17 protein-coding genes are annotated in these 25,258 nt (G+C 57.0%); 3 read left to right on the forward strand and 14 right to left on the reverse strand.

Going from position 1 to position 25,258, the window contains the following annotated elements; all coding sequences use genetic code 11:
• Nucleotides 1–20: 20 nt before the first annotated feature.
• From HDF14_RS24765 to HDF14_RS24830, 14 genes are all read right to left on the reverse strand, one after another.
• Entirely contained in the window at nucleotides 21–4,394 is a 4,374-nt protein-coding gene (locus HDF14_RS24765; protein ID WP_260698570.1) for a choice-of-anchor D domain-containing protein, read from the reverse strand.
• Nucleotides 4,395–4,999: 605 nt separating this feature from the next.
• Nucleotides 5,000–6,436 carry a deoxyribodipyrimidine photo-lyase gene (locus tag HDF14_RS24770; RefSeq protein WP_183981435.1) on the reverse strand — a complete coding sequence of 479 codons (1,437 nt, stop codon included), beginning with the start codon at nucleotides 6,434–6,436 and terminating at the stop codon, nucleotides 5,000–5,002.
• A gap of 91 nt (nucleotides 6,437–6,527) precedes the next feature.
• Nucleotides 6,528–6,863 carry a cytochrome C oxidase subunit IV family protein gene (locus HDF14_RS24775; RefSeq protein ID WP_183981436.1) on the reverse strand — a complete coding sequence of 112 codons (336 nt, stop codon included), beginning with the start codon at nucleotides 6,861–6,863 and terminating at the stop codon, nucleotides 6,528–6,530.
• Nucleotides 6,864–6,902: 39 nt separating this feature from the next.
• Nucleotides 6,903–7,679, reverse strand: coding sequence for a cytochrome c oxidase subunit 3 (locus HDF14_RS24780; RefSeq protein WP_183981437.1), 777 nt, complete (start codon nucleotides 7,677–7,679; stop codon nucleotides 6,903–6,905).
• On the reverse strand, nucleotides 7,672–9,345 hold the full coding sequence (locus HDF14_RS24785; RefSeq protein ID WP_183981438.1) for a cytochrome c oxidase subunit I: 1,674 nt from the start codon (nucleotides 9,343–9,345) through the stop codon (nucleotides 7,672–7,674). The genes HDF14_RS24780 and HDF14_RS24785 overlap by 8 nt, the downstream gene beginning before the upstream one ends.
• Entirely contained in the window at nucleotides 9,342–10,385 is a 1,044-nt protein-coding gene (coxB, locus tag HDF14_RS24790) for a cytochrome c oxidase subunit II (protein ID WP_183981439.1), read from the reverse strand. Before coxB ends, HDF14_RS24785 begins: the two co-directional genes overlap by 4 nt.
• Nucleotides 10,386–10,393: 8 nt before the next feature.
• Nucleotides 10,394–11,293, reverse strand: coding sequence for an SCO family protein (locus HDF14_RS24795; protein ID WP_183981440.1), 900 nt, complete (start codon nucleotides 11,291–11,293; stop codon nucleotides 10,394–10,396).
• A 39-nt stretch (nucleotides 11,294–11,332) separates the two neighbouring features.
• Nucleotides 11,333–12,028: a hypothetical protein gene (locus tag HDF14_RS24800; RefSeq protein WP_183981441.1), complete on the reverse strand. Its 696-nt coding sequence runs from the start codon at nucleotides 12,026–12,028 to the stop codon at nucleotides 11,333–11,335.
• Complete coding sequence (locus tag HDF14_RS24805) at nucleotides 12,018–13,355, reverse strand: hypothetical protein (protein WP_183981442.1); 1,338 nt, start codon at nucleotides 13,353–13,355, stop codon at nucleotides 12,018–12,020. The genes HDF14_RS24800 and HDF14_RS24805 overlap by 11 nt, the downstream gene beginning before the upstream one ends.
• Nucleotides 13,356–13,388: 33 nt before the next feature.
• Nucleotides 13,389–14,168 (reverse strand): c-type cytochrome, encoded by a 780-nt coding sequence (locus HDF14_RS24810; RefSeq protein WP_313899688.1) that lies wholly within the window; start codon nucleotides 14,166–14,168, stop codon nucleotides 13,389–13,391.
• Nucleotides 14,169–14,175: 7 nt separating this feature from the next.
• Nucleotides 14,176–14,718, reverse strand: coding sequence for a DUF3341 domain-containing protein (locus HDF14_RS24815; protein WP_183981443.1), 543 nt, complete (start codon nucleotides 14,716–14,718; stop codon nucleotides 14,176–14,178).
• The gene (gene nrfD / locus HDF14_RS24820) at nucleotides 14,718–16,160 is read right to left on the reverse strand and encodes an NrfD/PsrC family molybdoenzyme membrane anchor subunit (RefSeq protein WP_183981444.1); all 1,443 of its coding nucleotides are present in this window, start codon (nucleotides 16,158–16,160) and stop codon (nucleotides 14,718–14,720) included. Before nrfD ends, HDF14_RS24815 begins: the two co-directional genes overlap by 1 nt.
• A complete protein-coding gene (locus HDF14_RS24825) occupies nucleotides 16,161–19,358 on the reverse strand; it encodes a TAT-variant-translocated molybdopterin oxidoreductase (protein WP_183981445.1) in 3,198 nt (1,065 codons plus the stop codon).
• Nucleotides 19,355–20,224 (reverse strand): cytochrome c3 family protein, encoded by an 870-nt coding sequence (locus HDF14_RS24830; RefSeq protein ID WP_183981446.1) that lies wholly within the window; start codon nucleotides 20,222–20,224, stop codon nucleotides 19,355–19,357. The genes HDF14_RS24825 and HDF14_RS24830 overlap by 4 nt, the downstream gene beginning before the upstream one ends.
• A 419-nt stretch (nucleotides 20,225–20,643) precedes the next feature.
• On the opposite strand from HDF14_RS24830, the gene HDF14_RS24835 reads away from it, so the two are divergent.
• The 3 genes from HDF14_RS24835 (at nucleotide 20,644) to HDF14_RS24845 (ending at nucleotide 25,258) form a co-directional block, all read left to right on the forward strand.
• On the forward strand, nucleotides 20,644–21,354 hold the full coding sequence (locus HDF14_RS24835) for a DNA-3-methyladenine glycosylase family protein (protein ID WP_183981447.1): 711 nt from the start codon (nucleotides 20,644–20,646) through the stop codon (nucleotides 21,352–21,354).
• An 83-nt stretch (nucleotides 21,355–21,437) separates the two neighbouring features.
• Nucleotides 21,438–22,556 carry a hypothetical protein gene (locus HDF14_RS24840; protein WP_260698571.1) on the forward strand — a complete coding sequence of 373 codons (1,119 nt, stop codon included), beginning with the start codon at nucleotides 21,438–21,440 and terminating at the stop codon, nucleotides 22,554–22,556.
• A gap of 74 nt (nucleotides 22,557–22,630) precedes the next feature.
• Nucleotides 22,631–25,258 carry a DUF3536 domain-containing protein gene (locus tag HDF14_RS24845; RefSeq protein ID WP_183981448.1) on the forward strand — a complete coding sequence of 876 codons (2,628 nt, stop codon included), beginning with the start codon at nucleotides 22,631–22,633 and terminating at the stop codon, nucleotides 25,256–25,258.

Raw genomic sequence — 25,258 nt, forward strand, 5'->3', positions numbered from 1 at the left:
GCCTGTCGATGCGCTAGCATTTATTGAACGATCAACGTGAGATTGACACTTCGAGTCAAGCCGGCACTCGTAGCCGCTGCGACCACTGTATATGTCCCAGCCGTTGTCACTGGGCCTGACGGCGTACCGGGATTCGATCCACTCGACAGAGGAATCTCGCGTCCCGCGCCGCAACCGCTAGCCGCCAGCAGCAAACACAAAACAGCAAGACTCGCCACACCGGAGCGCCGTGCTCGACGCAACGTCAGCAAGCCCAACGGAGACAAGGTCGCGAACCAGAAGACGCCCTTCCGATTCGGCAAAGGATGATTGGACGACGAAGTTGCCGAGACACCGGTCAACACGGTCACGGAGACAGTAGAAATGCTTCCGAGCGGGATACTCGACGGCGTTACATTGCAGGTCGAGTTACCCGGCATTCCGGTGCAAGCGAACGTGACCGTTCCAGAGACGTTTGAGTTCGAACTAAGCAGGAGTGGAAATACTGCGTTCTGGCCACTCTTAATAGTAACGCTGGTAATTCCATTTGTAGTCAGTGTGAAGTCGACACCAGCGCCCGTAAGTGAAAGTGTTTGTGGCGAATTGCCGGCGCTATCTGTCACCGTCAGAGATCCCGAACCGGGTCCACCGACACTGGGCGCAAACGCGACTTGCAAAATGCACGCGGTGTATGCCGCGACAGTTGCACCGCAGGTACTACCATTCGGAAGAATCACGAAGTCCCCCTTAATCGAAATGCCTTGTATCGAGAGCGGAACACCAACGTTATTAGTCAGTGTCACGGTCTTTGACGGAGACTGAAGGCCGACGCCAGTTGGGGGAAACACGACCGTCGAGAACGGGGCAAGTGACACACCGGGTGGAGCAATACCGATACCGTTCAGGGCGACGGTCTGAGTTCGATATTGGTCTGAAACTGCAAGCACGCCACTCAGCGGACCAACATCCTTAGGCGCAAACGCCACGTTCATCGAGCACGTAGAGTGCGGGTTCAGCGAATTTCCACACGAATTGACCACGGTAAAATCTCCGCTTGTGATCTGGGCCGCGATCAGCGTCAGCGGCAGATCGCCGGTATTGGACAGAGTGACCTGCTGCGCTTGGCTTGCAGTATCAACCTGTTGCGTTCCAAACGTCAGCGTCAACGGAGAAAGCGCGTCTGTCGCCGGAGATGTCCCCACTCCGCTCAGAGAGGCAGTCTGCGTGCCAGCGTCATCGACCATGCTGAAGGTTCCGCTGCGCGTTCCAGAGGCGGTGGGCGTAAAAGCAATACCAACTGTGCATCCGACCCCGGGTCCGAGACTCGGGCCACAGGTGTTAACCGTAATTCTGAAGTCTCCGCCGGATATGGTCGGTGACTGCAACCTCACAGCGGCATTGCTTGTGTTGGAAATTGTGATGTTTTGAACTGCGCTAGTCGCATTGAGAGGTGTCGAAGGAAACGCGAGCACTACAGGATCAAGAACGATAGCCGCCGCAGCCGACCCGGTACCCGAAAGTGTCGCCGTCGCCTGTCCGCCGGCAACGTTGCCGTAGACAGTGAGAATACCGCTGCGACTACCGGTCGCAGTAGGCAGAAATCTCACCTGAATCGCGCAGCTCTGGTTGATGGCAACCGTTGCAGCCACACAGTTATCAGTTTCATTGAAATCGCCTGTGACTGCCACCAAACTGATTGTTAGCGGGGCAAGGCCCGTATCTGTAACCGTAATAGTTTGTATAGGGCTCGCAGTGCCAATCGACTGCACACTGTAAGTAAGCGCCGCAGGATTGAGGCTAATCGAAGGTTGTGCTGCGATAGCTGCCGTAACCAAGGGGATCTGCCATATTCCACGACCATAAGTTGCAGCGCGCAGCTCACCGACGCGACCATCGCCAGTGGCCATAGCGGGCGCAGCCGCAAGTTCGACGACAGGAGCATTCGGCAAGTTGATACCATAGACGCTCCAGCAATTCGCAGTGGCACAGGTCGTAACCTCTGTCGTAACGTACACTCCCGTATCCATCGCTACATAGAGTGTATTGGCATCATTCGGATCAACGATGACACTGTTGGCCGGCGCATCCGGCAGGTTGCTGCTGATGTTGCTCCAATGCGCTCCGCCGTCGGTGGAGCGATACAGATGCGGCAGATCAATCCCATTTGCGCCGAAACCCATTACTGTCGCGTAAATGGTCGCCCCACTAGCATCGTGAGAATCTACCGCTAGCGAAGAGAGATCAAAGCCCGCGGAGTTAAATCCGATTCCTTGACCATTTGTGACAGGAGAGGTGGCAAGATCCGTCCAGGCTGTCGTATTGTTCGCAGTCCCCGCCGTGGTGATGGAGTAAACATGACCGCCAACGACTCCACCGCCATCCAGCACCCCCGCCATTCCTGCGTAAAGCACTGGCGAGCCCGCATCCTGCACCCCCGAGATATTAGTGAGAACTCCCCCTGCAGCCAGAGATCGTAGCACCGGGTTAGTCGCGGCGCACGATGCCCCTTGAGGGCCCGACAGAAGATTGCTGATCGCATTCGACGAAGACCAGGTTGACCCATCGCCCGCAGGGCCACGCCACACACGGCAGGTTCCGACAAGAATGTTGGAAGGAAGCGTGGGGTCGAGCAACCAGGGAGCATCGATCACGGAGTCATCATGATCTACTTGCGAAGGACCAATCGTCGGCGTTCCCGTGAAGTCCGCGGCAGTACAACCAGCTCCACTAGAGCACTGCCGAATATTCACACCAGCACCAGTAGAGACATACCAGAGCGATGGATTCGCCTGGTCGATCCCGACCGTGCCGCCTTCACCGGTGGAAAGCTGCGGCCACGAGCTAGCGTTGACAGTTGCAGAAGACGTGGCGGCAGTACCATTCGCGCCCAGTCCAACAACCACCGTACCGGCGTCGGTAGGATGCTGAGCAAAGCTGATGACCTCTGCCAGCGAGCCCAGCCCGCCGTTAAGGTTTTGAAAATGAGTTGCGTCATCGGTAGAGCACGGAGTTCCTTGTTCGTCGACGCCGTCATTCGATCGCCAAACGCCACCATCGTTGCCTAGGTACACAAGTGGTTGCAACGCGGTCGCCAACGCGGCAACCGCATGCTGAGCTGGCGCAACCTGCGCAGGAGCCGCACATCCGTTGATCGCGTTCGTGGTGTTCCGCAGTACGCACCCAGCTGCAAGCGAGCAGCGATAAAGATCGGTTGTCCCAATATACAAAATCGAGTCTTGGTTCGAGCCGGTTGGTCCCGACGGCTCAGCGGCGAGCGCAAGATTATAATCTGCCTGCGGTATGACGGTACTGCCACTGCCGACCTCCAGCGCGGACGATGGCAACTGTTGGCCGAAGATGATCGTACTGCTGCTGCAATCAGCGCCAGACAGGCCACACACATCCTGCCACAATCCTTGATCGCGATTGTTCTGATCAACCGTCAACGCAAACGTGTCGCCTGTCTCTGGTTGCACCGCCAGTGCCCCCCTAAAGATGGGACATGTCGTACTGCCGATCGACCCTGGATCCGGCGGACACGCCGTCGTAGTGAGACCCAGTCCTGGCTGATTCGCCAGACGCGTCCAGGTCACACCGTCCGCTGACTCGTAGTACCCGTGATAGCGGACTGCAGCGTAGAAGCGTTGACGAACAGGATTCCAAACTACGGCTGTTGCTGCTCTGCCCCCAAGATCTCCGCCGGTGGGCTTGGGGGTTTGCACAGTTTGGGTGCCGTCCATAAGGGTAGACATCTGCCAAGTCATACCAGCATCAGTCGAATAATAGAGACCCATCACGCTGTTGATCGCGTCCGGCGCGTTGACCAGAACCCCCTCCGCCGCCTGCGACACGGCGGCGACGACAGTACCCGGCGTCACCGTACTCCATGCAAATCCTGCAAAGCCGAGCCCACTGAAAAGATGCTTTCCTGAAGTACCATCCTGCGAATTCTGAATAAGTGTCCACGTCACCCCGTTGTCGGCAGATCGCAAGAGGCCGCTGCCGTAAAAAGAATCGGAAGCGTCGTTAGGATCTCCTGTCCCGGCCAGGATCACCCCGGGTTGAACGCTGATCGCACCTATGCTGAGCGATGGTATGGCCGCGGTTCCCGCATTCGCGCTGAAGACAGGCAGGGTGTCAGTCAGAGGGACGAAGGTGACACTGGCCGATGGACCTGCCGCATTGGTCGACTTCCAAACGCCGCCACCAGTTGTTCCCAAATAGACTGTATTGCCGCTTGCATCTGCTGGATCGACCGCAATCGCCGTGACTCGGCCGGTCACGTTGCCATAGGCGATGCTGTCAACCTGATTTGGCCCCACTGCCTGCCACGGCGCACTCAAGCTCGACAGTTGAGGCAAAGAAGCCGCCTGTTGCACCAGCATCGCCGCATGCTCCTGACGAGCGGTGTCCATGGCTCGTGCAGCCGGAACTGCTCCGGCCAGAGTTCGACCACTCAGGAAACGCCGGGAACGAATCGTGTGTGGCGAAACGGAAGCGGCGGAAGGCACTCTGCCTTCTTGCTGTGAAGTTGTCGGTGCCGAGGGCAATTGACCAGAGGCAAGGACGGGTGCGGCGAGCTCGAGGAAAAACAACAGAGCAAAAAACGCGCACCGCACGCCGTGGCGGAGCAGAGCTGCGAGACGCTCGTGTTGTGAGAATACGACCAGGCCCATAGCTTGCGATCAGCAAAGGAAAAACAGCTAACACTGATGCTGCAAGCTGACGTCGGAGGAGTCAACGCTGGAGCGGGAGAAGATACGACAGACAGTGCCGGAACGGGATGAGAAATCTCTCATCATGTTCGCCGTTCCAAATTGTACGAGGCTCTACGGCCACTCTTCAAAGCTTACCCCATCGACCGATGTAGGCCGCAATCAGCCAATCGTCGACTGTTTTTAGAATCTAACACCCCCTGCAACCACGCCACAATCTCACCATGGTTGTAGGTTTTTTCAGGACGCCCTAAAGAGACGCGACTGAGTATGCCGCCCAGCCCCACATAGGCTAGCCTAAACATCTAAAGCGCCAGCGAGCCTTGCTGGGGCAGAACTCCCATCTGCCGGATGTATTCTCTCGAGTCGAACTTTCTACCAGTGGACGCTCCCGACATGTAGCGAATCTTGCCGAAGATGGGCCGTGCTCCCCAGGCACGATCGAACTTTCCTAGGATTGCCCATGCAATACCCGCGTAACCATTTGGGTCGCGGCCATCCAAAAAATATTTATCGTTGAGGTGGATCGAGTACTTCATTGCCGTAGCAACGTTAGGGGTCCACTCCACAATCTTCTTCGCCCAGTACATCCTTAAATAGTTGTGCATCCACCCGAATCTCACCATCTGAATCTGTGCGGCATTCCATAAATCATCATGAGTGTCCGCGTTTTCCAGCTGGCGAAGCGTATACAAATGTTCTCGCTCATCACGTGCGTGGTCAGCGATAGTCTTCTTCGCCCAGTCCTCAGCACAGTCAGGCGAGTCATAGTTCGGCGTGTATCGGACGAAATTGACAGCGAGTTCCCTCCACACAATCAACTCATTGAAGTAGCTGTCACGTGCAGTCTTCAACGTGGGTTGCCTTTTCGTCACTGCGTCAACTGCAAGCGCGATCGTGATCGGGCCGATATGTCCGTAATGGAGGTAAGGCGACATGCAGGAGGTTCCATCGATCTCGGGACGATTTCGTTGTGCGTCATAGCTTTCCAGAAGTTTCCCTGAAAAGTACTTTAGCCGTTGAAGCGCAGCACGCGTCCCTCCCTTCCAGGCCTCGACTGGTAGCACGCTGCGGTCAAGCTCCTTCCAGTCGCGAGTCATATCCTGATGAACCGAGTCGGCATGGAATCCTTTCGGCCGCTTCCACGAATGGTCAGCGTGCAGATTCTCGTAAGGAACAAGATATTCCGGCAGCAGGCGATACAGTCGAGGCCGAATCGTGTAAGCACCGTACTGGGCCTTCTCCATCAGCTTCGAAGGAACCACCACATCGGTATCTACTGTCCAGAACGGAATCCTTATCCGCGAAGCCAGCCGCTTGCGCCATTGCTCTGGCACACGTGTAGGATTTTCATCACCGATCAAGAAGGCTGCGCGAACATCGACCAGCAGTTGTTCATGCGATTCACGCGGTGCCCGTCGCATAATGAACGTGATGTTCCTAGCTGCAAGGTCCGCCTCAATGTCAGGCAGACCCTGGTTGAGAAAGACATAGTGCCGCAGATTGGCATGGGGAAAGTTAGAGATACCTGCAAAATACACCACGAGCGAAAGGCCAAGCAGATTCGCGACTTTAGCCGCAAGATCAACCGCATGATTATCGATGCCGCGCTGTGCCCGCTGCATCCAGTACACAACGCACTTGCCAGTCGGATCCGGCGCTCCCTCCCGCCGGACTGTTACGCGAGGATCGTTCGACCACTCAATGAGCTCTTCCGGGGATGCGGATCGCGCGATCGCCATGTTAAAAGTGTACGATCCGCTCTCAGTGCAGGTTTGACCGCAACAAAAATGCGACCCGCAGGTCGCATCCCTGTGAAACTAGACTTGACCACTACCAAAGACCCCATGCGCGGCTAATATAGTCGCTCATGGTCATCGTGATCAGAACGATGAAAGTAAAAAATCCAGCGGCCACCGTCAACTTGATCAGATTGGACTGATACTTGACGTGCATGAAGAACAGGATCACGACCACAGCCTTGAAGCATGCAATAGCCAGCGCGACGACGGGATTAAAGATCCCGAGATCTATATAAGCCGCTCCCACCGTGACTCCGGTAAAGATCAGTAGCGTTGCAAAGACCATCCCATAGGTGGCCGGCGTGATGATCTGATGATCAGCGTGCTCCGGATTGAGGACATTCGACGGATCATGAAACTCGGACATGGTCTTCTCCTTCCAGCGAAGCTGCAACTGCAGTCGCGGCTAGTAGCCGGGGTGTCGGTTGATGAGGTAGAGCAAGGGGAACAGGAAGAGCCAGACGATATCCACGAAGTGCCAATACAATCCGAAGTTCTCGATCGGCGCAACATATCCCGCAGAGAACTCCCCTCGATTCGCCCGCCAGGTAAGCCAGAACAATAGCCCAATACCGAGAATCATGTGGAATGCGTGCATCCCAGTCATCGCAAAATATAGGAAGAAGAACACCTGAGTCTTCTGCGCCATATCAGGCGCCAGCGGGGTCTCTGTTGGCTTGCCAGTCTTGGGATTTATCGGAGGATTAATGAACTCCGATACGTCGAAGTGGGAGCCAGGGATGTGGTGCTTCTCCCACTTCTCGTGATACTCGACACCTTTAATCCCGAGAAAGGCCACACCAAAAACAGTGGTGAGAACAAGAAAAAGAACCAGAAGGCTTTTCTTCTGAACCTCTGCCGCCCAAACCCCCAGCGCCATGAAAAAGCCAGAGCTGATTAGGATCGCCGTGTTAGCTGCACCGAGAGGGATGCTGAGCTGATTGGAAGAGACGACGAACGCATCGTGGTACCAATTGCGATACAACAGGTACGCGAAGAAGAGACCACCGAAGAACATAATTTCGGTGAGCAGGAACAACCACATACCAAACGTGGCGGCCTCGCGCTGCTGTTCTTTCGTCTCAAAGTGATGACGGTGCTGCGGAAGAACAACGTGTTCATGTTCTGCCGCAACTGCAGTCTCATGCGAATGGGGACGCGTAGCTACGATCGCATTATCCAACGGTCGTCACCTCTTGTGCAGTCTTGTGTTCGAGCCACTCGTAGTCATACGCTTCATGATCAACGACCGGCGTTTCGATAAAGTTTTCGGTCAGCGGCGGCGACTGAATCTGCCACTCAAGACCGGTAGCCTGCCATGGATTGTTACCGGCAATCGCGCCGTACTTCAGCGACCAACCCAGATAAAGCAGTGGGAGCATATAACCAACACCAAGCACCGTCGCTCCCGCTGTTGAAAGAACATTCAATACCTGGAACTCAGGCGGATAGGCATGGTAGCGTCGCGGCATCCCCAGGTAGCCAAGAATGAACTGCGGGAGGAAGGTCAAGTTGAATCCGATAAAGGTCGTGACCGCCGCAAGCTTCGAAAGCGACTCTGGATACATGCGGCCTGTCATCTTTGGCCACCAGAAGTGAATACCCGCGAGGAACGCCATCAGCATCCCGCCCACCATCACAAAGTGAAAGTGAGCAACGATGAAATATGTCTCCGTCAGGTGAATGTCCATGCCCAGCGCGCCGAGGAACACTCCCGTCATGCCGCCGATCGTGAAGAGTCCCAGAAATCCAAATGCGTAGAGCATTGGCGTTTCGAACGTGATAGAACCCTTCTGGAGCGTAAACGCCCAATTGAAGATTTTGATCGCAGACGGCACCGCAACTAGCATCGTCAAGAGCGAAAACACCAGGGCCGAATAGTTGGACACGCCCATGATGAACATGTGGTGAGCCCACACGAAGAAACCAAATAGCGCGATCGCTACGGACGAGAACGCAACCGCCGTATAACCGAAGACCCGCTTACGGCTAAACGTACTGATGACTTCAGAGATCACTCCCATACCTGGAAGAATCATGATGTACACAGCAGGATGCGAGTAGAACCAGAAAAGGTGTTGGAACAGCAGCGGATCACCACCTTTGGTCGGATCGAAGACCCCGATTCCAACCAGTCTTTCGAGCGCAACCAGTACCAGCGTAATCGCCAACACCGGCGTACCGAGCACCATCAGAATCGACGCAGCGTAGTTCGACCAGCAAAAAAGCGGCAACCGGAACCAAGTCATCCCTGGCGCCCGCATCCGATGGAGCGTGACAATGAAATTCAATCCAGTGAAGATCGACGAGAACCCGATAATGAAAACTCCCGTGGCAGCTGTCACCACGTGTGTGTTCAGATAGTGGGTCGAAAGAGGAGTCGTAAACGTCCACCCCGTATCCACGCCGCCGAGAACGAGCGCCGCCATCGTGAACAACCCGCCGATCCAGTACAGGTACCAGCTCAGCAGATTCACCTTCGGGAACGCCAGGTCCTTCGCACCAATCATGATCGGTATCAGAAAATTCCCCAGCGTTGCCGGCACCGAAGGCACCAGAAAGAGGAAGATCATCACAATGCCGTGCATCGAGAAAAACTTGTTGTAAGTGTCCGAAGCTACTAGATCAGGCTGAGGTGTCAGCAGCTCGAGGCGTATCAAACCCGCAAACGCACCGCCGATGAAAAAGAAGAACGTGATCGAGATGAGATACAGGATCGCAATGCGCTTGTGATCGCCGGTGAACAGCCAGCTGAGCAGCCCGTCCTCATTGTTCAGATAATTGCGCTTGGGAATCGTAGCCGTTCTCTGATCAGGCAAATTGACAATTGTGTGACTTGTTGCACTCATGGCTTCACCATCCCTGGCGTTGTCGGCGCCGCTTGGTTCGACGTTGACGTGGTCAGCGTCTGCTGCACACGATAGTTGTTCTGCATAGCTTTGATGTACTCAACCAGGTCGATTAGGCCGTCTTCACTAATCTGTCCCTGGTAGGTCGGCATGATCGGCGCATATCCAGCCGTAATATGCTGCGACGGATTCAGAATTGCGTCACGCAGGTAAGCGTCGTTGACCAGCACTTGCGAGCCATTTGTCAACTGCAGCTTCGATCCGTAAACCCCCGCAAGGTTCGGTCCACGTGCAGCCGCGCTTCCCGAGTGACAAGCGTTGCAGCCCATGCTGGCAAAGAGCCGCTCGCCGTTCTGTGCCAGTGACATGCCGCTCGTCGACTCCTGCGTCCACTTAGCGTAATCATCCGGAGTCAACACCGTAACTTCGCCAATCATCGCAGAGTGGTTTGTCCCGCAATATTGCGTACAGAAGATATGGTAGGTCCCCGGAGTCGTCGCCTGAAACCACACCGTCGAGTAGCGTCCCGGAATCACCTCACGCTTCACCCGAAAGTCGGGAATAGAGAAGCTGTGAAACACATCCTGGGAGATCATCGTCAACTGCACAGGAACGCCAGTCGGCACATGCAACGCATTGATCTCGTGCTGTCCGCCCGGGTGCTCTGCCTTCCACATCCACTGCTTGCCGACCACGTAGATATTCATCGCGTTTGTCGGAGGATTGTAGATCCTGAAGTACAGCAGCGCACCCCACACAAACACAATCAGAAACAGGGCCAGGGGAATGATGGTCCAGGTCGCCTCAAGCAGAGTCGAGCCCTCCACCTGAACAGCCACGGGGTGCTTCTCCTTACGGTAGCGGATCGAGAAACCGAAGATAAGTGCGCCCACCAGCGCAAGGCCGACTACCGTGATCAACAGCAGGAAGAAGTAGAGCGCGTCAGCGTAGGGCGCTATGGTCGACGCCTCGCGCGGGAAAAGCGCCGAAGCGTTAAGCCACTTCACCAAAAATTGCCACAGGACTGGACTAATATGCATCGTTACCCTTATCCGTTCTCTTTCTTCGTCAGGTCGTGTTCGCGCGCTGGGTTGACATCTCTACGGAACATCAAAAACATGAAGCCACCTAAACCTGCCACCGTTACCATTCCCCCGAACTGCACAACGCGCGCAATGATCAGGGAATGTTTGTTCGTCTGGGGATCGTAGTGATAGCAATAAGTCAAAATATTCGCCACGGGGGACCCAATCTTATTGCCCGAAGCGTCGATCAGCCCCAGCAGCATGTCCTTCGGCGAATACTCAACTCCTAGGTAGTACTGAGCCAACTTCCCGTCGGTCGTAACAATCTCGATTGAGCTGGCGTGCGCAAACTGCGTCAGCTTTCCATCGGGCCCTGGAACCTTGACGTACCCAAAACCGACTGCATTTGTGACCGCGTCGATTGCCGGTCTCTGGCCCGTAAGGAAATGCCAGCCGGCAGCGGTCTCCGGACGCCCGTAACGCTTGACATAGAAAGCTTTTTTCGCTGCTGCAGTCTCCGGAGTCTCACTCGGATCAATGCTGATAATGACCACATCAAAATCTTTGCCCGGCGTCAGCTTGACCATCTCAAGCGCGCCCGTCAGGCCATCCAGCTCCTCCGAACACAGCATCGGACAGTTGTAGTAGACCAGCGAAAGAATCGCAGGGTGCTTCCCAAAATAGTCCCCTAGCCTGACAGTCTTCCCCGTGTCGTCCACAAATGACGCATCCAATGGAAGTTGCTGATTCAAATGCTGCGAGACCCCAACCTTTTGGAGCACCTGCGGCAACTGGTCGCCTGCATTTTCGCCGCTCTGCTTCTCCCCATAGCTTGAGACCTGCGCGAACACAGGAGCGCACAGCAGGGCGCCGCAAAGAATCGCCGCCTGCCATCCACCCCGAATTGTTCGCCCTGCCCACATATCGTCTCTTCTCTATGCTAAATCGCTTCGGCAAATCTATTATTTCGCTGGAGCAAGCTCCGCCTGCGTCGCAGCCTCAGCTTTGCCGTAGGACATTTTTTGCTCTCGTGCTTCGATGACCTCAAGTTCGTAGCCGGTCCGGGCAAACCCCGAGGTCAAAGGCGCCTGGACAACCGATTTTTCGTCCCCTGCCATCTCGACGGTAGCCGAGGCAGCTTGGCTATTGACCGGCAACCCGCGCTGCGCGATCAACTCCATCGCACGTGAAATTGGAATCCGAATCGCCCCCCCGGTCTCCGCCGGAGTGACACTGTAGTAGCTCAGCAGGAGATCTTCCCTCGCATGCATGTCCGCCGTCGCCTGATTGCCATCGTCAATATCAAGGCGAGGTTCCGGGAAGGTCGACGTCATCTGCTGGAACTCTTTCTGTTGCATCTCAGGGTTGCTGGCAAGATCTTGCCGCTTGCCATTGGTCGTCTCCGCCCCGGCAAACGCAGACAGCTTGTTCCACTTTGTTGTCGGCCCATCCGACTTCTCGATCGCAGAATTGATGACCTTACCCATCACAAAGCAAAAGACAAAGAAGACCAGCACAAATCCGAACAGGCCAGCCAAAAATACAGCCACGCCGCCGGCGTTGACGTCGGTCGTTTCGTAGCCCGGCGAATCGTCGTCTCGTAAATGCGCGTCGTGTGGTCCTGGCGTTTGATGCATCTCGTGATCATTAGTGGGCATGTTCTGGCTCCAGCATCTCTTCAACGTGAGGATCATTCACGTTGAGCAAAGGACGTGCTTGCAGTTGGGTCATGTAATAAGCGGCCCACAAAGAAATCACAGCCACGGGAACAGTGATGTAGGCAAGAATTCCAATATTGCCAGCGATGTGCAGATTCCCCGCAGCATCCGCGAAGTTCGGCTCAATCAGCCAGAACATATCGAGGCAGCGCGCGAAGATCATGAAACACGTCAGCCAGATCATCTTCTGTTTGTTCCGCTTCAAATCGCGCGACAGCAGCAGACAGAAGGGAATCAACCAGTGGCAGATGAAATCCAAAGAGCAGACATACCACCATCCGCCATGAATTCTATTCAGATACCAGGGAATCTCATCCGGCACGTTACCTGACCAGATAATCAGAAACTCGGCGAAGCAGAGATAGATGTTGAGCATTACGAAGGCAAATGCAAGCTTGCCCAGATCATGCTGCTCAGTCGCTCTCAACATCGTCTTCATCGGCTCAAATCGCGACAGCAGAATCACCGTAAGAATGCCGAGTGCAAGCACCGCATAGCCCTGACCAACCAGGAACTGTAAGCCCCAGATCGATGAGTACCAGGTAATATCCAGCGACTTGATCCAAACAATCGCGCCATCGGTGAGGAGAATAACGTAGATCAGAATTCCAATGCCGCTCAAATTCTCAAATTTCACCCGCCAGCGGTCAAAACTCGGCTCCGTACCGCGCTCGGGATCGGCATCGCGCTGAAGCGACCACTTATTGAGAAGGAACGCGAACAGGCCGATGATCGCAAAGATCAAAAACGTCTGAAAGATCGCAGCGCCAGGATTCAACATAGCGCGCTTCGCGTTCAGCGTCATCGCCTGCTCGAGCGTCACTGCATGATTCGACAATGCCTGAGCCACCGCGCTGGCAGTCGGAAACGCAGCCCACTGATATAGATGCTTCCACAGAAAGATGATTGGCACGAACATCAGCCCCACCAGCCAGATCGTGCGTGTCATCGCTTCGAGCGGCCGCCGTAGCAACAAACCCCACTTACCACCGCTGACATACTGCAGCATCAGCATCGCCAGTCCACCACCGGCAAAGCTGAAGCAGATCATGTAGCCCAATAAGTAGGCACGAAGGATGTGATTCTTTCCCTCATGGCTGAAGGCGAAGAAAGCCGACAGGATCGTTGCGACCACAAAGACGATCAGCGCACGCATCCGCCATGCGGAGAGAATCTCCGGTGCAGCTAGCGATGCAGGCAACACGCGCGGCCCATAGTGGCCGTGGTGGCCGCCCGCTTCTCCGTTATGTTCGTGTCCAGATGACATGCGTTTCAAGCCTTCGTTCGGAAGCTTCCGAGGTTACTGCTTCGGTTCGGTTTGTCCGGCAGATCCAGCGGCCGGAGCAACTGCGTTGTTATGAGACGGTGTGACAGGAGTCGTTCCCGCAGCTCCGGGAACCGGAAGCACATACAGTCCATTGTCGGGTGTGCCGGTCACAGCTGTCGGCGGCAACACCCACTCGTTCGCAAAAGAGGCGGGTAAGCCCTCCCGCTCTGCGATGCTTGCGAGCGGCTCAACGTGAGCCCCCAGCGCAACATCCGCCTGAGTCGCCTTCTGGCTCAACTGCAAAGCCTTGATGTACGCCACAATGGCCCAGCGGTCCGCCGGCGCGATCTGCGACGAATAGTCTGGCATTGAGCCATAGCCGTTCGAGATCACATGAAAGAAGTGTCCCAGCGGCGCGCTCTCAAGCCGGGCTGAATGGAAGCTGCCAGCCTTCGAGTAGCCGCGCTGCACGATCATCCCTATCCCATTGCCCACACGCGAGTGGCATGGCGTGCAGTAAACGTTGTAACGCTCCTGTCCACGCTCCAGCACCTGCATCGTCGCCGGGAAAGGCATACCATCACCCTCTTTACCGTTGACCAGGCCCGTATAGAAGTAGGAGTCCTCACGCAGCTGGCTCCGTGCAACCGTGTTCTCAACCTGCGGGCGCACCGAGCGGCCATCCGCATAAAAATCCGTGCCGCGCTGGGGGAAGAACTTTGGCTGATCGTGCATATCCTGGCGACAGCCCACTGCGACCAGCAACGACATAGCCGCCGCAGCGAATGCAAACCGTCGGGATGTCAATCTCACTTGCGTATTAATGATCCACCTCCACCACGGAAACCGCAGGGAACTGCTCGAGGAATGTCCGCGTCTCCGCGAGTGAGAACTTAGGATCGACCGCCTCAATGCACAGGAAAAACTTGTCGGTCGTCGCGCCATTTCTAAAGTTCGGCGCGTTGAAGACCGGATGATAAAGCTGTGGCAGACCGTTCAGCGCAATCATTCCAAGCGCCGCCGAAAACCCGGCAAACAGAATCGTCCACTCGTAAGCCGGAATAATAAACGCAGGCCATGAAAACAATGGCCGGCCAGCAATATTCAGCGGATAAGCCCAGACATTGATCCAGGTCTCCATCAGAAACGCCGTCGTCACGCCCATCAAGCCGCCGATCAGGCACACCATCGGCACACGCGTCTTGTGGAAGTGCAGCGCCTCGGCTGCCTCCTCCACCGGGTAGGGCGTGTAGCACTCCATACGGCGATAGCCCGCATGGCGCGCCTGTTCCGTGGCATGCACTAGTTCGCTCGGCGTATTGAACTCGGCCAGCAATCCGTAAGTTCCTTCGCGGGCGGGCATTAGACTGTCTCCTTACTGACCGTTTCAGCATCGGGCCCGCCGCGCGTCACCTTGGTCTGCGGCAGCATCATTCGAATTTCAGACATCGGAATCATCGGCAGGAACCGGACAAACAGGAAGAACAGGAAGGTAAACAGTCCCATCGTTCCCACGTAGATCATGTAATCCCACTTCGTCGCGCGATAGGTTCCCCAGCTCGAAGGCAGATACTCGCGATAGAGACTCGTCACAACGATGACGAAGCGTTCGAACCACATGCCCGTATTCACGATGAGCGAGAGGATAAACAGGAACGTTACGTTGACCCGAAGCTTCCGCGACCACAACGTCGTCAGCGGAATCGCGATATTGGTCAGGATCAGGATCCAGTACGCCCAGCCCATCGGCCCGAACATACGATTCCACATCATGAAGAACTCCCAATGGCTGGCCGAAAACCACGCCATGAAGACCTCCATGCCATACCCGTACGCCACGATCGAACCCGTCGCCAGCATGACCTTCGCCATGTTGTCCAGATGCCGCAGCGTTACTAGGTCTTCCATGTGGTAGAACTTGCGGATCGGAATCGCCAGCGTCAGCACCATCGCAAAACCTGAATACACAGCGCCGGCAACGAAGTAAGGCGGGAAGATCGTTGTGTGCCAGCCAGCTAGCGCCGCCACCGCGAAGTCGAAGCTGATGACCGTGTGTACCGAGAGCACCAGTGGCGTTGAAAGACCCGCCAGCAGCAGGGAAGCCGACTCATATCGGATCCAGTGCCGGGTCGAACCACGCCAACCCAATGACAGCATCCCGTAGAAATACTTCGCCGCCGGCATCGTCGCGCGGTCACGCAGAGTCCCGAAGTCGGGAATCATACCGATATACCAGAAGATGATCGAGATCGACGCGTACGTCGAAACCGCAAACACGTCCCACGCTAACGGGCTGCGGAACTGCGGCCACACATTCATCGTGTTGGGGTAAGGGAAGAGCCAGTAGGCCAGCCACGGACGGCCAACGTGGATCAGTGGGAAGGTTCCAGCGCAGACCACCGCAAAGATCGTCATCGCTTCCGCGAACCGATTGATCGAGTTTCGCCATGTCTGTTTGAACAACAGAAGAATCGCGGAGATCAGCGTACCCGCGTGGCCGATACCAATCCACCACACAAAGTTGATGATGGCGAATCCCCACGCGCCTGGAATCGTGACGCCCCAGATTCCAGTGCCCTTCAGAAATAGCCAGGTGCATCCGATCACAACGCCCAGCGCAACGCCTGCGCCCACAATTAGGCCAAAGAACCACCCCAACGGGGTGTTTGACGTCAGCACGATTCCGGCGATCTTCTGCGTTACCGACTTGAAGTTATGGCCCGGCGCGATAACCGCATACTCGCCAGTACGCGGGTCGATCATGGGATCGACGATCGGGTCTTGCATGGGTCCTTTGGTCGCCATTTATGCCAGCTCCGGATTCGGGTTGATGACTCCGGCCGTGTAGGTGGTACGCGGACGGAAGTTGAGATCAGCGAGTACCTGGTAGTCGCGCTCCTCAGCCTTGGCCTTTGCCACCTTGCTCGCCTTGTCGTTAATATTGCCGAACGTGATGGCGTTGGTCGGGCAGGCCTGCTGGCATGCCGTCACGATCTCGCCGTCACGAATCTCGCGATTTTCCTTGTCCGCCGTGATCTTCGCCTGCTCAATGCGCTGAACGCAGTAGCTGCACTTCTCCATCACACCGCGTGAACGCACCGAGACATCAGGATTGCGCATGAACTTCAGGCTCTCCGTGTCGTAGTCCGAGTACAGCAGGAAGTTGAACCGGCGAACCTTATACGGGCAGTTATTCGAGCAGTAGCGGGTTCCCACGCAACGGTTGTAGACCATCGTGTTGAGCCCCTCTGGCGTATGCACTGTCGCGCCTACCGGGCAGACCTGCTCGCAACCTGCGTTCTCGCAGTGCTGGCAAGCCATCGGCTGAAAGTGCGCCTTGGGAGCATGCAAATCGCCTTCAAAGTAAGTGTCGATGCGCAGCCATTGCATGATGCGCCCAACCTTCACCTGCTCGCGGCCAATCACCGGAATGTTGTTCTCCGCATAGCAGCTCACGATGCAAGCATTGCAACCGATGCAGCTGTTCAAGTCGATCGCCATTCCCCACGCGTTCTGAATCTTCAACGTCGACGGGTCCTGCTTCTCGTAGTTCCAGTTGTCCGGGAAGAACGAGTTATCGTGCGGCACCTTCTCACCTTGCGGCGAATATCCAACCTTGTCGATGAGCGTTCCGCTCGCGCCACCCTCATGCGCAAAGTTTGGATTCTTCTTGACCTCATCCAAAGTCGCATACCGGATGATCGACCGCTCCTCCGCCTCATGCCCAGCCAGCGAATACACGCCATCTTTATCAGAGAGCGGTTTTTCCAGATCATGCTGTGCGAAGCTGCCGCGATGTTCAATGTTATGAACCTTCGTAATGCAAAGATCGTACGTTCCAGGAACCTTCTTCGCTGTTGCACCTGAGGTGAATAGCAATTCATCCGCGATACGAATCTGGTAAGCATCGAAGCCGACACCCTGAGCTACACGACCAGCCTCAACGCCGCGGCCAAATCCAAGGTGAACCGTGATCACGCCGTCTGGATGGCCTGGGATCATCATCGCCGGAGCAATCACTTCACGACCATTGAGCGTAATCTTCACTGGATCAGACTCGTCAAGCTTCAAGTCAGCCAAGGTGTTGATGCTCATGATCGCCGCGTTATCCCAGCTCAGGCTCGTTACCTGCTTCGGCAACTCCTGCAACCAGCCCACATTCGCGAAACGACCGTCATAGATCGAAGGATCAGGCCGGAACGAGATCTCCAGACCGTTCGTCCCAGATGGTGTTGGGAAGGAGGCCATCGCGCTCTTACCTGCACCGCCAGCCTTCGCCGTAAACGCCGTTCCTTCTACCCAACCATCATGCAGCGCCTTACGCCACCCGGTCGCGAAATCGCCCTTGATGTAAGTCTTCGCGTTCGCCACCACAACGTCGTAAGCCGACTGCTGCGGATCTGCCAGCAGCGCCTGCAACATGTCATGAGCCGACCTGCCCTGATACATCGGATCGATCATCGGCTGGATGATCGTAATCGTTCCGTCGTACGCCCGCGCATCCGACCAGCTCTCGAGGTAGTGCGATTTGTTGATATGCCAGTTCGAGATCGCTCCCGTCTCATCCACATGCGCTCCGAGTTGCACTGTCACCGGAACATTCTCAAACGCATCGCGGAAACCCAGATCCCACGGAGCTGAATAGATCGGATTGACACCTAACATCACCAGCCACTGCACCTTGCCGGCCTTCATATCGGCAACCAGCGACTTCAACTCTGCCAGCTGGTCGGTTGGCATCGGATTCACAGTCTCGGTATAGATGACTGTCTTGCCGACCGCACCCAGCGAAGAGTTCAGAGCATAAGCCGCCGCATGTACCGCCGGCGAAGCCTGTTCTCCCGGAATCACCACGCACTTACCGCCGCTGTTCTTCAAGTCAGCGCTCAACGCCGCAAAAAACTTCTGTTGCTCAGCGGTTGCACCCTGCGGAGCCGCGCCATTCGCCAGCGCCAACGCGAAGGTCGCAATCTCGCTCGGCTTCAATCCCAGACGATGCTCTGCCTTGAATCCAGTCACCGTCGGCATCGTCTCGACGACGTACAGCCGATTCATCGGCTTGCCTTCTTCGTACCGATGCCGTTCGGCATATCCAGCCGCCAGCGGCAGGAACCCCGGATGCCCAATCCCCCCGAGGAAATCCGCATCGAGCGAAAGAATGACATCCGCCTCTTCGAGCTTGTACTGAGCATCGGTGTAGCTGCCGAACGCAGCCTTCGAAGCCGCGCGCGAAGAATCCTGGTTCACTGGCTCCCACTGCACCAGCTTCGCCTGCGGATACACCGCCTGCACCTGCTTCCACTGTGCCGCCAGTGAAGGCGAAGTAATCGTCTCGCTCAGGAAATAGATACCCTGTCCGCCCGAAGTCTTCTTCGCAGCCGTCGCAAACGCCTGTTGAAACTCGCCCCACGATGAAACCTGCCCGCGATGCAGAACATGCTGCGATCGATCGGGATCATACAGATCAAGCAGTGTCGCCTGCGTAAACGCGTCCGACTTGCCCTTCGACATCGGGTGCTCGGGATTTCCATCGACCTTGATCGGGCGGAACGAGTCCGACTTAATCAGCACTGGAATCGCACCCGTCGGGAACGGATAAGCCGTCGCAAAGTACATCGCTTTGCCGAGAATCAAATCCTCTGGCTGTTTGATGTAAGGAAAGATCGGCTCATCCGGCTGCTTCGTACATCCGGCCAGTCCCGCCAGCGCGAGCGACGCGCCCATCACCTTCAGAAATCCACGCCGGCTCACCGCGTCGACCCACTCGCCTGCGCCAGCCTGTCGCGGAAACTCTTCCTCCATCAACTCATGGAACGCGGGCGTCTCCGCCAGCTCATCCAGATTCTTCCAGAAGCGTCGCCCCGTCTTGCCGTCCAGCTTGGCATGAACCTCAGCCAGCGTCATCTTCGCCGGAGCAATCTGCGTGACCACTACGGGTTGTCCTGCCGGTGCTTTCATCTCAGCCATCGTGTCTTCAGTTCCATTCCCAGTCGTCTTCATCATCGGTGGCACGTCTCGCAACTCGACAGCTGCTCCGGATTGCGGATGTGGTACTGAGTAGTCAGGTATCTGCCAAGGTCCATCTGATTCGTAAACTTCTGATAGCTCGCCGGCATCGTGATCCCCATTGGTGGCACGTCGCTCGACGTCGGCCCATTCAACTCGGTGTTCAGCTGTAGCATCGCCACTTCAGGACCCTTGCCCGAAGGATTGGTCGTCGTGCAGCTTACATTCTGCGCCGTCGGACCAGATCCAGCCGCTCCGACTCCTGTGCTCGTGCACCACACCGGCTTGTCGCCCGAAGGTCCAGCCCACGCCATGTTGTAGATCTCACTGGTCGGCCGCAGGTTCACTGCCGGATTGCGATGGCAGTTCAAACACCACTCCATCTGCAGCGTGTTCTGCTGATACATCAGCGGCATCTGGTCCACGCGTCCATGACAACTCGCGCAACCAATACCTTTATTCACGTGGATCTCATGGTTGAAGTAAACGTAGTCCGGCAGGTCATGCACCCGGATCCACTGAATCGACGCGCCGGTCGCCCAGCTCTGCCGAACCGGCTCAAGCAGCTCCGCATTGGTCCAGATCTGCGCATGACAGTTAATACACGTCTTGGTCGGAGGGATACCGGCATACGCGGCCTTCTCCACCTGCGTATGGCAGTACTGGCACTGGAGGCCAAGTCCCTCAACGTGGTGCTTGTGGCTGAACGGTATCGGCTGATCTGGCCGCTGGCCCTGCCGCGTCACCCACGGTGATCGCTGTAGCTGGTCCAGGGTTACGCCGAGCGCAATGACGATCACGCCCGTCAATACCAGGCTGAATCGAGCCAGCGCGTTCGAACTGCGGTCAAAAACTTGCGCCATGAGTACGTTCCTGCTTCCTCTGCATTACCTGAGCTAAGGGTTGAGAAGTTGCTGTCAAGGGTTAGGTACTGCTGCTATCAAATTACCGGGCGATCCATACTCCGGCGGCTGGAGCGTCCGCAATCGGAGGTGCCCCGAAAAAATTCCTGTCTCGAAACTCAGAGTATAGCAGTGGAAAAGAATGTCTCAACTCATCTGCAACCACTCGCAACTGATTTTTTTCCTGCAACATCCGATTATCGAACCTGACTCGCGACCGCCGGCACAATATCTCGTGCATGCTTGTTCATCGGCTGAAAACCAATACAACATCTACCCTGCCCGAAACGTATCGGACTTGTAAATGCAAACCAAGTTAGTCCGAATTCTGCTAATCGCGCACGAGACTTTCCCGCCCCTCCTGCGATACCGTCAGTGTCATGCCGCGCCCGTTCCACACCCCACGTCCGCCTCGCTACAACGTCGCACAAGCCCTGCTCGATCTCTCTACCGCCGACCCCAAATTAGGCAAGCTCATCGAGCGCGCTGGCCCCTTCAAACTCAGCGTCTCCAGCACCCAATCACCCTTCGAAGCCCTCGTCGAGAGCATCATCTATCAGCAACTACACGGCAAAGCCGCCGCCACCATCCATCGCCGCCTGCTAGAGAGCTTCTACCCCGTCACTGGCAACGAGCACTTCGCCGCACAACATCTCCTAGACTGCCCCAACGAGCAACTCCGCGCCGCCGGCCTCTCCCACAACAAATCCCTCGCTCTCCGCGACCTCGCCGCCAAAACCCTCGACGGCACCGTCCCCACCCTCGCCCGCATCCGTCGTATGCCCGACGAAGCCATCATTGAGCACCTCACCGCAGTACGCGGCATAGGCCGTTGGACCGTGGAAATGTTATTGATCTTCCGCCTCGGCCGCCCCAACGTCCTCCCCGTCGACGACTACGGCGTCCGCAAAGGCTTCGCTCTCACGTTCGGCAAGCTCAAACCCACCGACAAAGTCACCCCGATGGACCTGCCCAAACCCGACGTCATGCACCGCCGTGCAAAAAAATGGCAGCCCTGGTGCTCTATAGCAAGCTGGTATCTCTGGCGAGCCTGCGATCTCGCCGTGAAAAAGCAGGACACCCCGCAGTGATCGCATCGGACAAGATCACATCAGACAGCAAACAGCCTCAGAATCAGCGGCTTCATCGAGCCCTTCTGATCGTGAGCCTCTGCATGGCATGGACACTCACTTCAGCCGCTCCGCTATGGAAGTATCTCTCCTCCACTAAAGCCGCCGCCATCACACTCGGTTCTATCGGGATCGTTCTCGCAATGCTACGGCTCGACCGCACCAACCGGCGTCATCTTCAGATCGGCCTCGGCTGGTTTATCCTCCTCTTTCTCCTTCTCACAACAGCCTTCGCGGTGCTCTATCCCATCTCGCTCAAGCACACCCTCAATCGCGGCTCCGACCGCGAAGACGCACTCCGCATCGAGCTCGACGCAGTCCGTCACCACCAGTACCCCTACTCCACCCGAACCTTCCTCGGAAATCCACCCACCCCTCTACCCGGCGCGATGCTGCTCGCCGCCCCCTTCTTCGCGGTCGGACACATCGCCTGGCAAAATTTCCTCTGGCTCGCTCTGTTCTTCGTCTTCACCCTGCGCTTCTTCCGTTACCGCGCCACCGCTCTCCTATTTCTCACTCTCTTTCTACTCCTCGCGCCCGGCCATCTCAGCGACTTCACCTCAGGTGGCGACTACCTCACAAACTTCTTCTATGTCGCCATCGCAATCGCTCTCTTCTACAGCTCCCTTGGCACATCGATCTATACCTCCGTTCCCGCCGCCCTGTTCCTCGGCGTCACTCTCTCCTCCCGCATCATCTACGCCCTGGTTCTCATTCCCCTCCTTGCTCTCACCTCGCAGCGCACCTCCCGCACCCGAACCGCTCTACTCTTCCTCCTGATTCTTGTGGCAGCCTGCGCCGTCACTCTGCCCATCTTCGCCCCTCATCCTTTTGTGAATTTCCTGCAACAACTTCAGCAAAACTCCCTCAAGCTGCGTTACATCCCCCGCGCCTTCCATCCCCGGATGACCCTTCCCCTGCTGGCAATCCTTGTGAGTTGCATCTCTTTTTTCCTTCCCATGAATCTCCCGCGCCTCTTCCTGCTTGTCGGCGTGACGACCTTCATCCTGCTTGCGCCCTTTGTCGTCACCTTCGCCCTCTACTCTGACCAGTTGCGATACGCCTTCTTCTACCTCTCCGTTTCAACCCTGTCCTTTTCACTCTGGGCGCTCTCGCGTTACGAGAATCTCTCCTCCCCGCCCCATACCTCTTCTCAAATCTGAGAAACTAGGCGACGGGGCCAAAGATCGAAACCTTGCATCTCACAAACATGAACGCTAGAAATCTCGAACGGCACATGACCAAACAAAAGATCCAAGCCAAACCGGCGCCCAGAAAAAAATCTACGGCGGATATCTCTGCCTCCGCCGTCGAAGCGCCCCGTTTCGTCTGTGTTCACGGCCACTTCTACCAGCCGCCCCGCGAGAATCCCTGGCTCGAGACCGTAGAGATTCAGGACTCCGCCGCCCCCTACCACGACTGGAACGACCGCATCACCTCCGAGTGTTACGCCCCCAACGGCGCCTCCCGCATCACCAACAAGCAAAACGAGATCATCCGTATCATGAACAACTACGCGCGGATGAGCTTCAACTTCGGCCCCACCCTCCTCAGCTGGCTCTCAGACAAGGCACCCCGCACCTACCGCATGATCGTCGATGCCGACAAAGTCAGTGCCCAGCACTACAGCGGCCATGGATCGGCAGTCGCGCAGGTCTACAACCACATCATCATGCCGCTCGCCAGCCGCCGCGACGCCCTCACCCAGATCCGCTGGGGCATCGCCGACTTCGAGTTCCGCTTCGGCCACAAGCCCGAAGGCATGTGGCTCGCCGAGACCGCCGTCAACCGCAGCGTCCTCGACCTCATGGCACAAGAGGGGATCAAATTCACCATTCTCGCTCCCCTCCAGTGCGCCCGCATTCGCCGCCTCGAGCCCCCCGTAACCACGGCCTCCAAACCCGACCTCGACCCCGTCGCAGCTGCGAAATCCCCTGCCGCTCCCGGCGAAGACACCTGGATCCAGACCCCCAACGCTAACGTAGATCCCACCCATCCCTACCTCGTCAAGCTCGACGAAGGCCGCACCATCGCCGTCTTCTTCTATGACGGCCCCAGCTCCCGCGCCATCGCCTTCGAAGGCCTCCTCAACAGCGGCGAAAACTTCGGCAGCCGCCTCCTCGCAGGCTTTCACCCCGCCTCTCCCGGCGATCCCGAAGTCGCCCAACTCTCCCACGTAGCCACCGACGGCGAGAGCTATGGCCACCATCACAAACACGGCGAGATGGCTCTCTCCTACGCCATGCACTGGATCGAAGAAGGCGGCAAGGCCAAGCTGACCAACTACGGCGAGTTTCTCGAAAAATTCCCGCCCAAATGGGAAGCCGAAGTAGCCGAAGACACCTCCTGGTCCTGCGCCCACGGCATCGAACGCTGGCGCTCCAACTGCGGCTGCAATGGCGGCAAGGCCGGATGGAACCAGGAGTGGCGCGCCCCTCTGCGCGAAGCCCTCGACTACCTCCGCGACGCCACCGCACCTCTAGCCGAACAAATCTCCAAGTCCTTTTTCAACGATCTCTGGACCACCCGCGACGCCTACATCCAGGTCGTCCTCGACCGCTCCCCAGCTGCCATCATCAAGTTCTTCGCCGATCACGCCATTCGTCCCCTCACCGAAAACGAACGCGTCGCCGCCCTCGAACTTCTCGAGCTCGAACGCCACACCCAGCTGATGTACACCAGCTGCGGCTGGTTCTTCGACGAGATCTCCGGCATCGAAACCATCCAGATCATCGCTTACGCAGGCCGCGTCCTCCAGCTCGCCGCCAAACTCTTCGGCCCCGCCGGCACAGCTCTCGAAGCCGAGTTCCTTACCCGCCTTGCACGCGCCAAAAGCAACGTTCCAGAGATGGGCGACGGGGCCGAAGTTTATCGCCGCTACGTCACCCACATGAAGATCGGCCTCGAGCAGGTCGGCGCCCACTACGCCATCAGCTCCATCTTCCGCGCCTATCCAGAACAAGGCGAACTCTTCTGCTTCGACGTCCACCGCGAAGGCCAGGAGGTCTTCAACTCCGGTCGCGGCCGCGTCGCCCTCGGCCGCGCCCTCGTCTACTCCCGCATCACCGAGGAGAGCGAAGAGCTCTGCTTCGCAGTCCTCCATCTTGGCGATCAAAACCTATCCGCCGCTGTCAAAGCCTATAACTCCACCGACCCCGCCGAAGTCGAGGCCTTCGCCACCTTCTCCTCCGACATCAGCACCGCCATCCGCCGCGCCAACCTACCCGAAGTCATCCGCCTTATCGATCGCTTCTTCGGCGAGACCGCCTACTCCCTCACCTCGCTCTTCGCCGACGAGCAGCACCGCATCCTGACCAGCATCCTCAACCAGACCGTCTCCGAGATGGAGGACTCTCTCCGCAAGATCTACGAAGACCACGCCTCGCTCCTCCACTTCCTCACCGAATCGGGCATGACCGCCCCGCCCGCACTCGCCACCGCCGCCCGCTTCGCCATCAACGCCAGCCTGCGCCACGCCATCGAGTCAGATACCTTCGACGCCGCGGTGATCGAATCCCTCCTGGGTCGCGCCACCGCCGACCAGATCGAACTCAATACAACGCTCCTCGGCTACACCACCGGCCAACGCATGAAGCGCGCCATGATTCGCCTCGAAGCCGCTGCCGAAGGCGATCCCTCTGCCGTCGACGCTCTTCCCACAGCCCTTCAAATCGCCGAGACCATTCACAAGATGCCCTTCGAGGTAAGCATCTGGCAGGCCCAGAACATCTGGAACGATCTCCTCCGCCGCAGCGACAACAACTACTGGACCGACGAGTGGAAAGAAGGCTTCAAAAAACTAGGCGAGATCATGAACATCAAAGTCGATCAGCTAGTCATAGAAGAAGGCGTCAGCATCTTCTAA

This window comes from Tunturiibacter gelidiferens, from assembly GCF_014201335.1.
Lineage (GTDB): Bacteria > Acidobacteriota > Terriglobia > Terriglobales > Acidobacteriaceae > Edaphobacter > Edaphobacter lichenicola_E.

Bases quoted from the DNA above. Each gene is read 5' to 3' on its own strand.
- HDF14_RS24765 (WP_260698570.1), bottom strand. From the start codon at position 4,394: ATGGACACCGCTCGTCAGGAGCATGCGGCGATGCTGGTGCAACAGGCG.
- HDF14_RS24770 (WP_183981435.1), bottom strand. From the start codon at position 6,436: ATGGCGATCGCGCGATCCGCATCCCCGGAAGAGCTCATTGAGTGGTCG.
- HDF14_RS24775 (WP_183981436.1), bottom strand. From the start codon at position 6,863: ATGTCCGAGTTTCATGATCCGTCGAATGTCCTCAATCCGGAGCACGCT.
- HDF14_RS24785 (WP_183981438.1), bottom strand. From the start codon at position 9,345: ATGAGTGCAACAAGTCACACAATTGTCAATTTGCCTGATCAGAGAACG.
- coxB (WP_183981439.1), bottom strand. From the start codon at position 10,385: ATGCATATTAGTCCAGTCCTGTGGCAATTTTTGGTGAAGTGGCTTAAC.
- HDF14_RS24795 (WP_183981440.1), bottom strand. From the start codon at position 11,293: ATGTGGGCAGGGCGAACAATTCGGGGTGGATGGCAGGCGGCGATTCTT.
- HDF14_RS24800 (WP_183981441.1), bottom strand. From the start codon at position 12,028: ATGCCCACTAATGATCACGAGATGCATCAAACGCCAGGACCACACGAC.
- HDF14_RS24805 (WP_183981442.1), bottom strand. From the start codon at position 13,355: ATGTCATCTGGACACGAACATAACGGAGAAGCGGGCGGCCACCACGGC.
- HDF14_RS24815 (WP_183981443.1), bottom strand. From the start codon at position 14,718: ATGCCCGCCCGCGAAGGAACTTACGGATTGCTGGCCGAGTTCAATACG.
- nrfD (WP_183981444.1), bottom strand. From the start codon at position 16,160: ATGGCGACCAAAGGACCCATGCAAGACCCGATCGTCGATCCCATGATC.
- HDF14_RS24825 (WP_183981445.1), bottom strand. From the start codon at position 19,358: ATGATGAAGACGACTGGGAATGGAACTGAAGACACGATGGCTGAGATG.
- HDF14_RS24830 (WP_183981446.1), bottom strand. From the start codon at position 20,224: ATGGCGCAAGTTTTTGACCGCAGTTCGAACGCGCTGGCTCGATTCAGC.
- HDF14_RS24835 (WP_183981447.1), top strand. From the start codon at position 20,644: ATGCCGCGCCCGTTCCACACCCCACGTCCGCCTCGCTACAACGTCGCA.
- HDF14_RS24840 (WP_260698571.1), top strand. From the start codon at position 21,438: ATGGCATGGACACTCACTTCAGCCGCTCCGCTATGGAAGTATCTCTCC.
- HDF14_RS24845 (WP_183981448.1), top strand. From the start codon at position 22,631: ATGACCAAACAAAAGATCCAAGCCAAACCGGCGCCCAGAAAAAAATCT.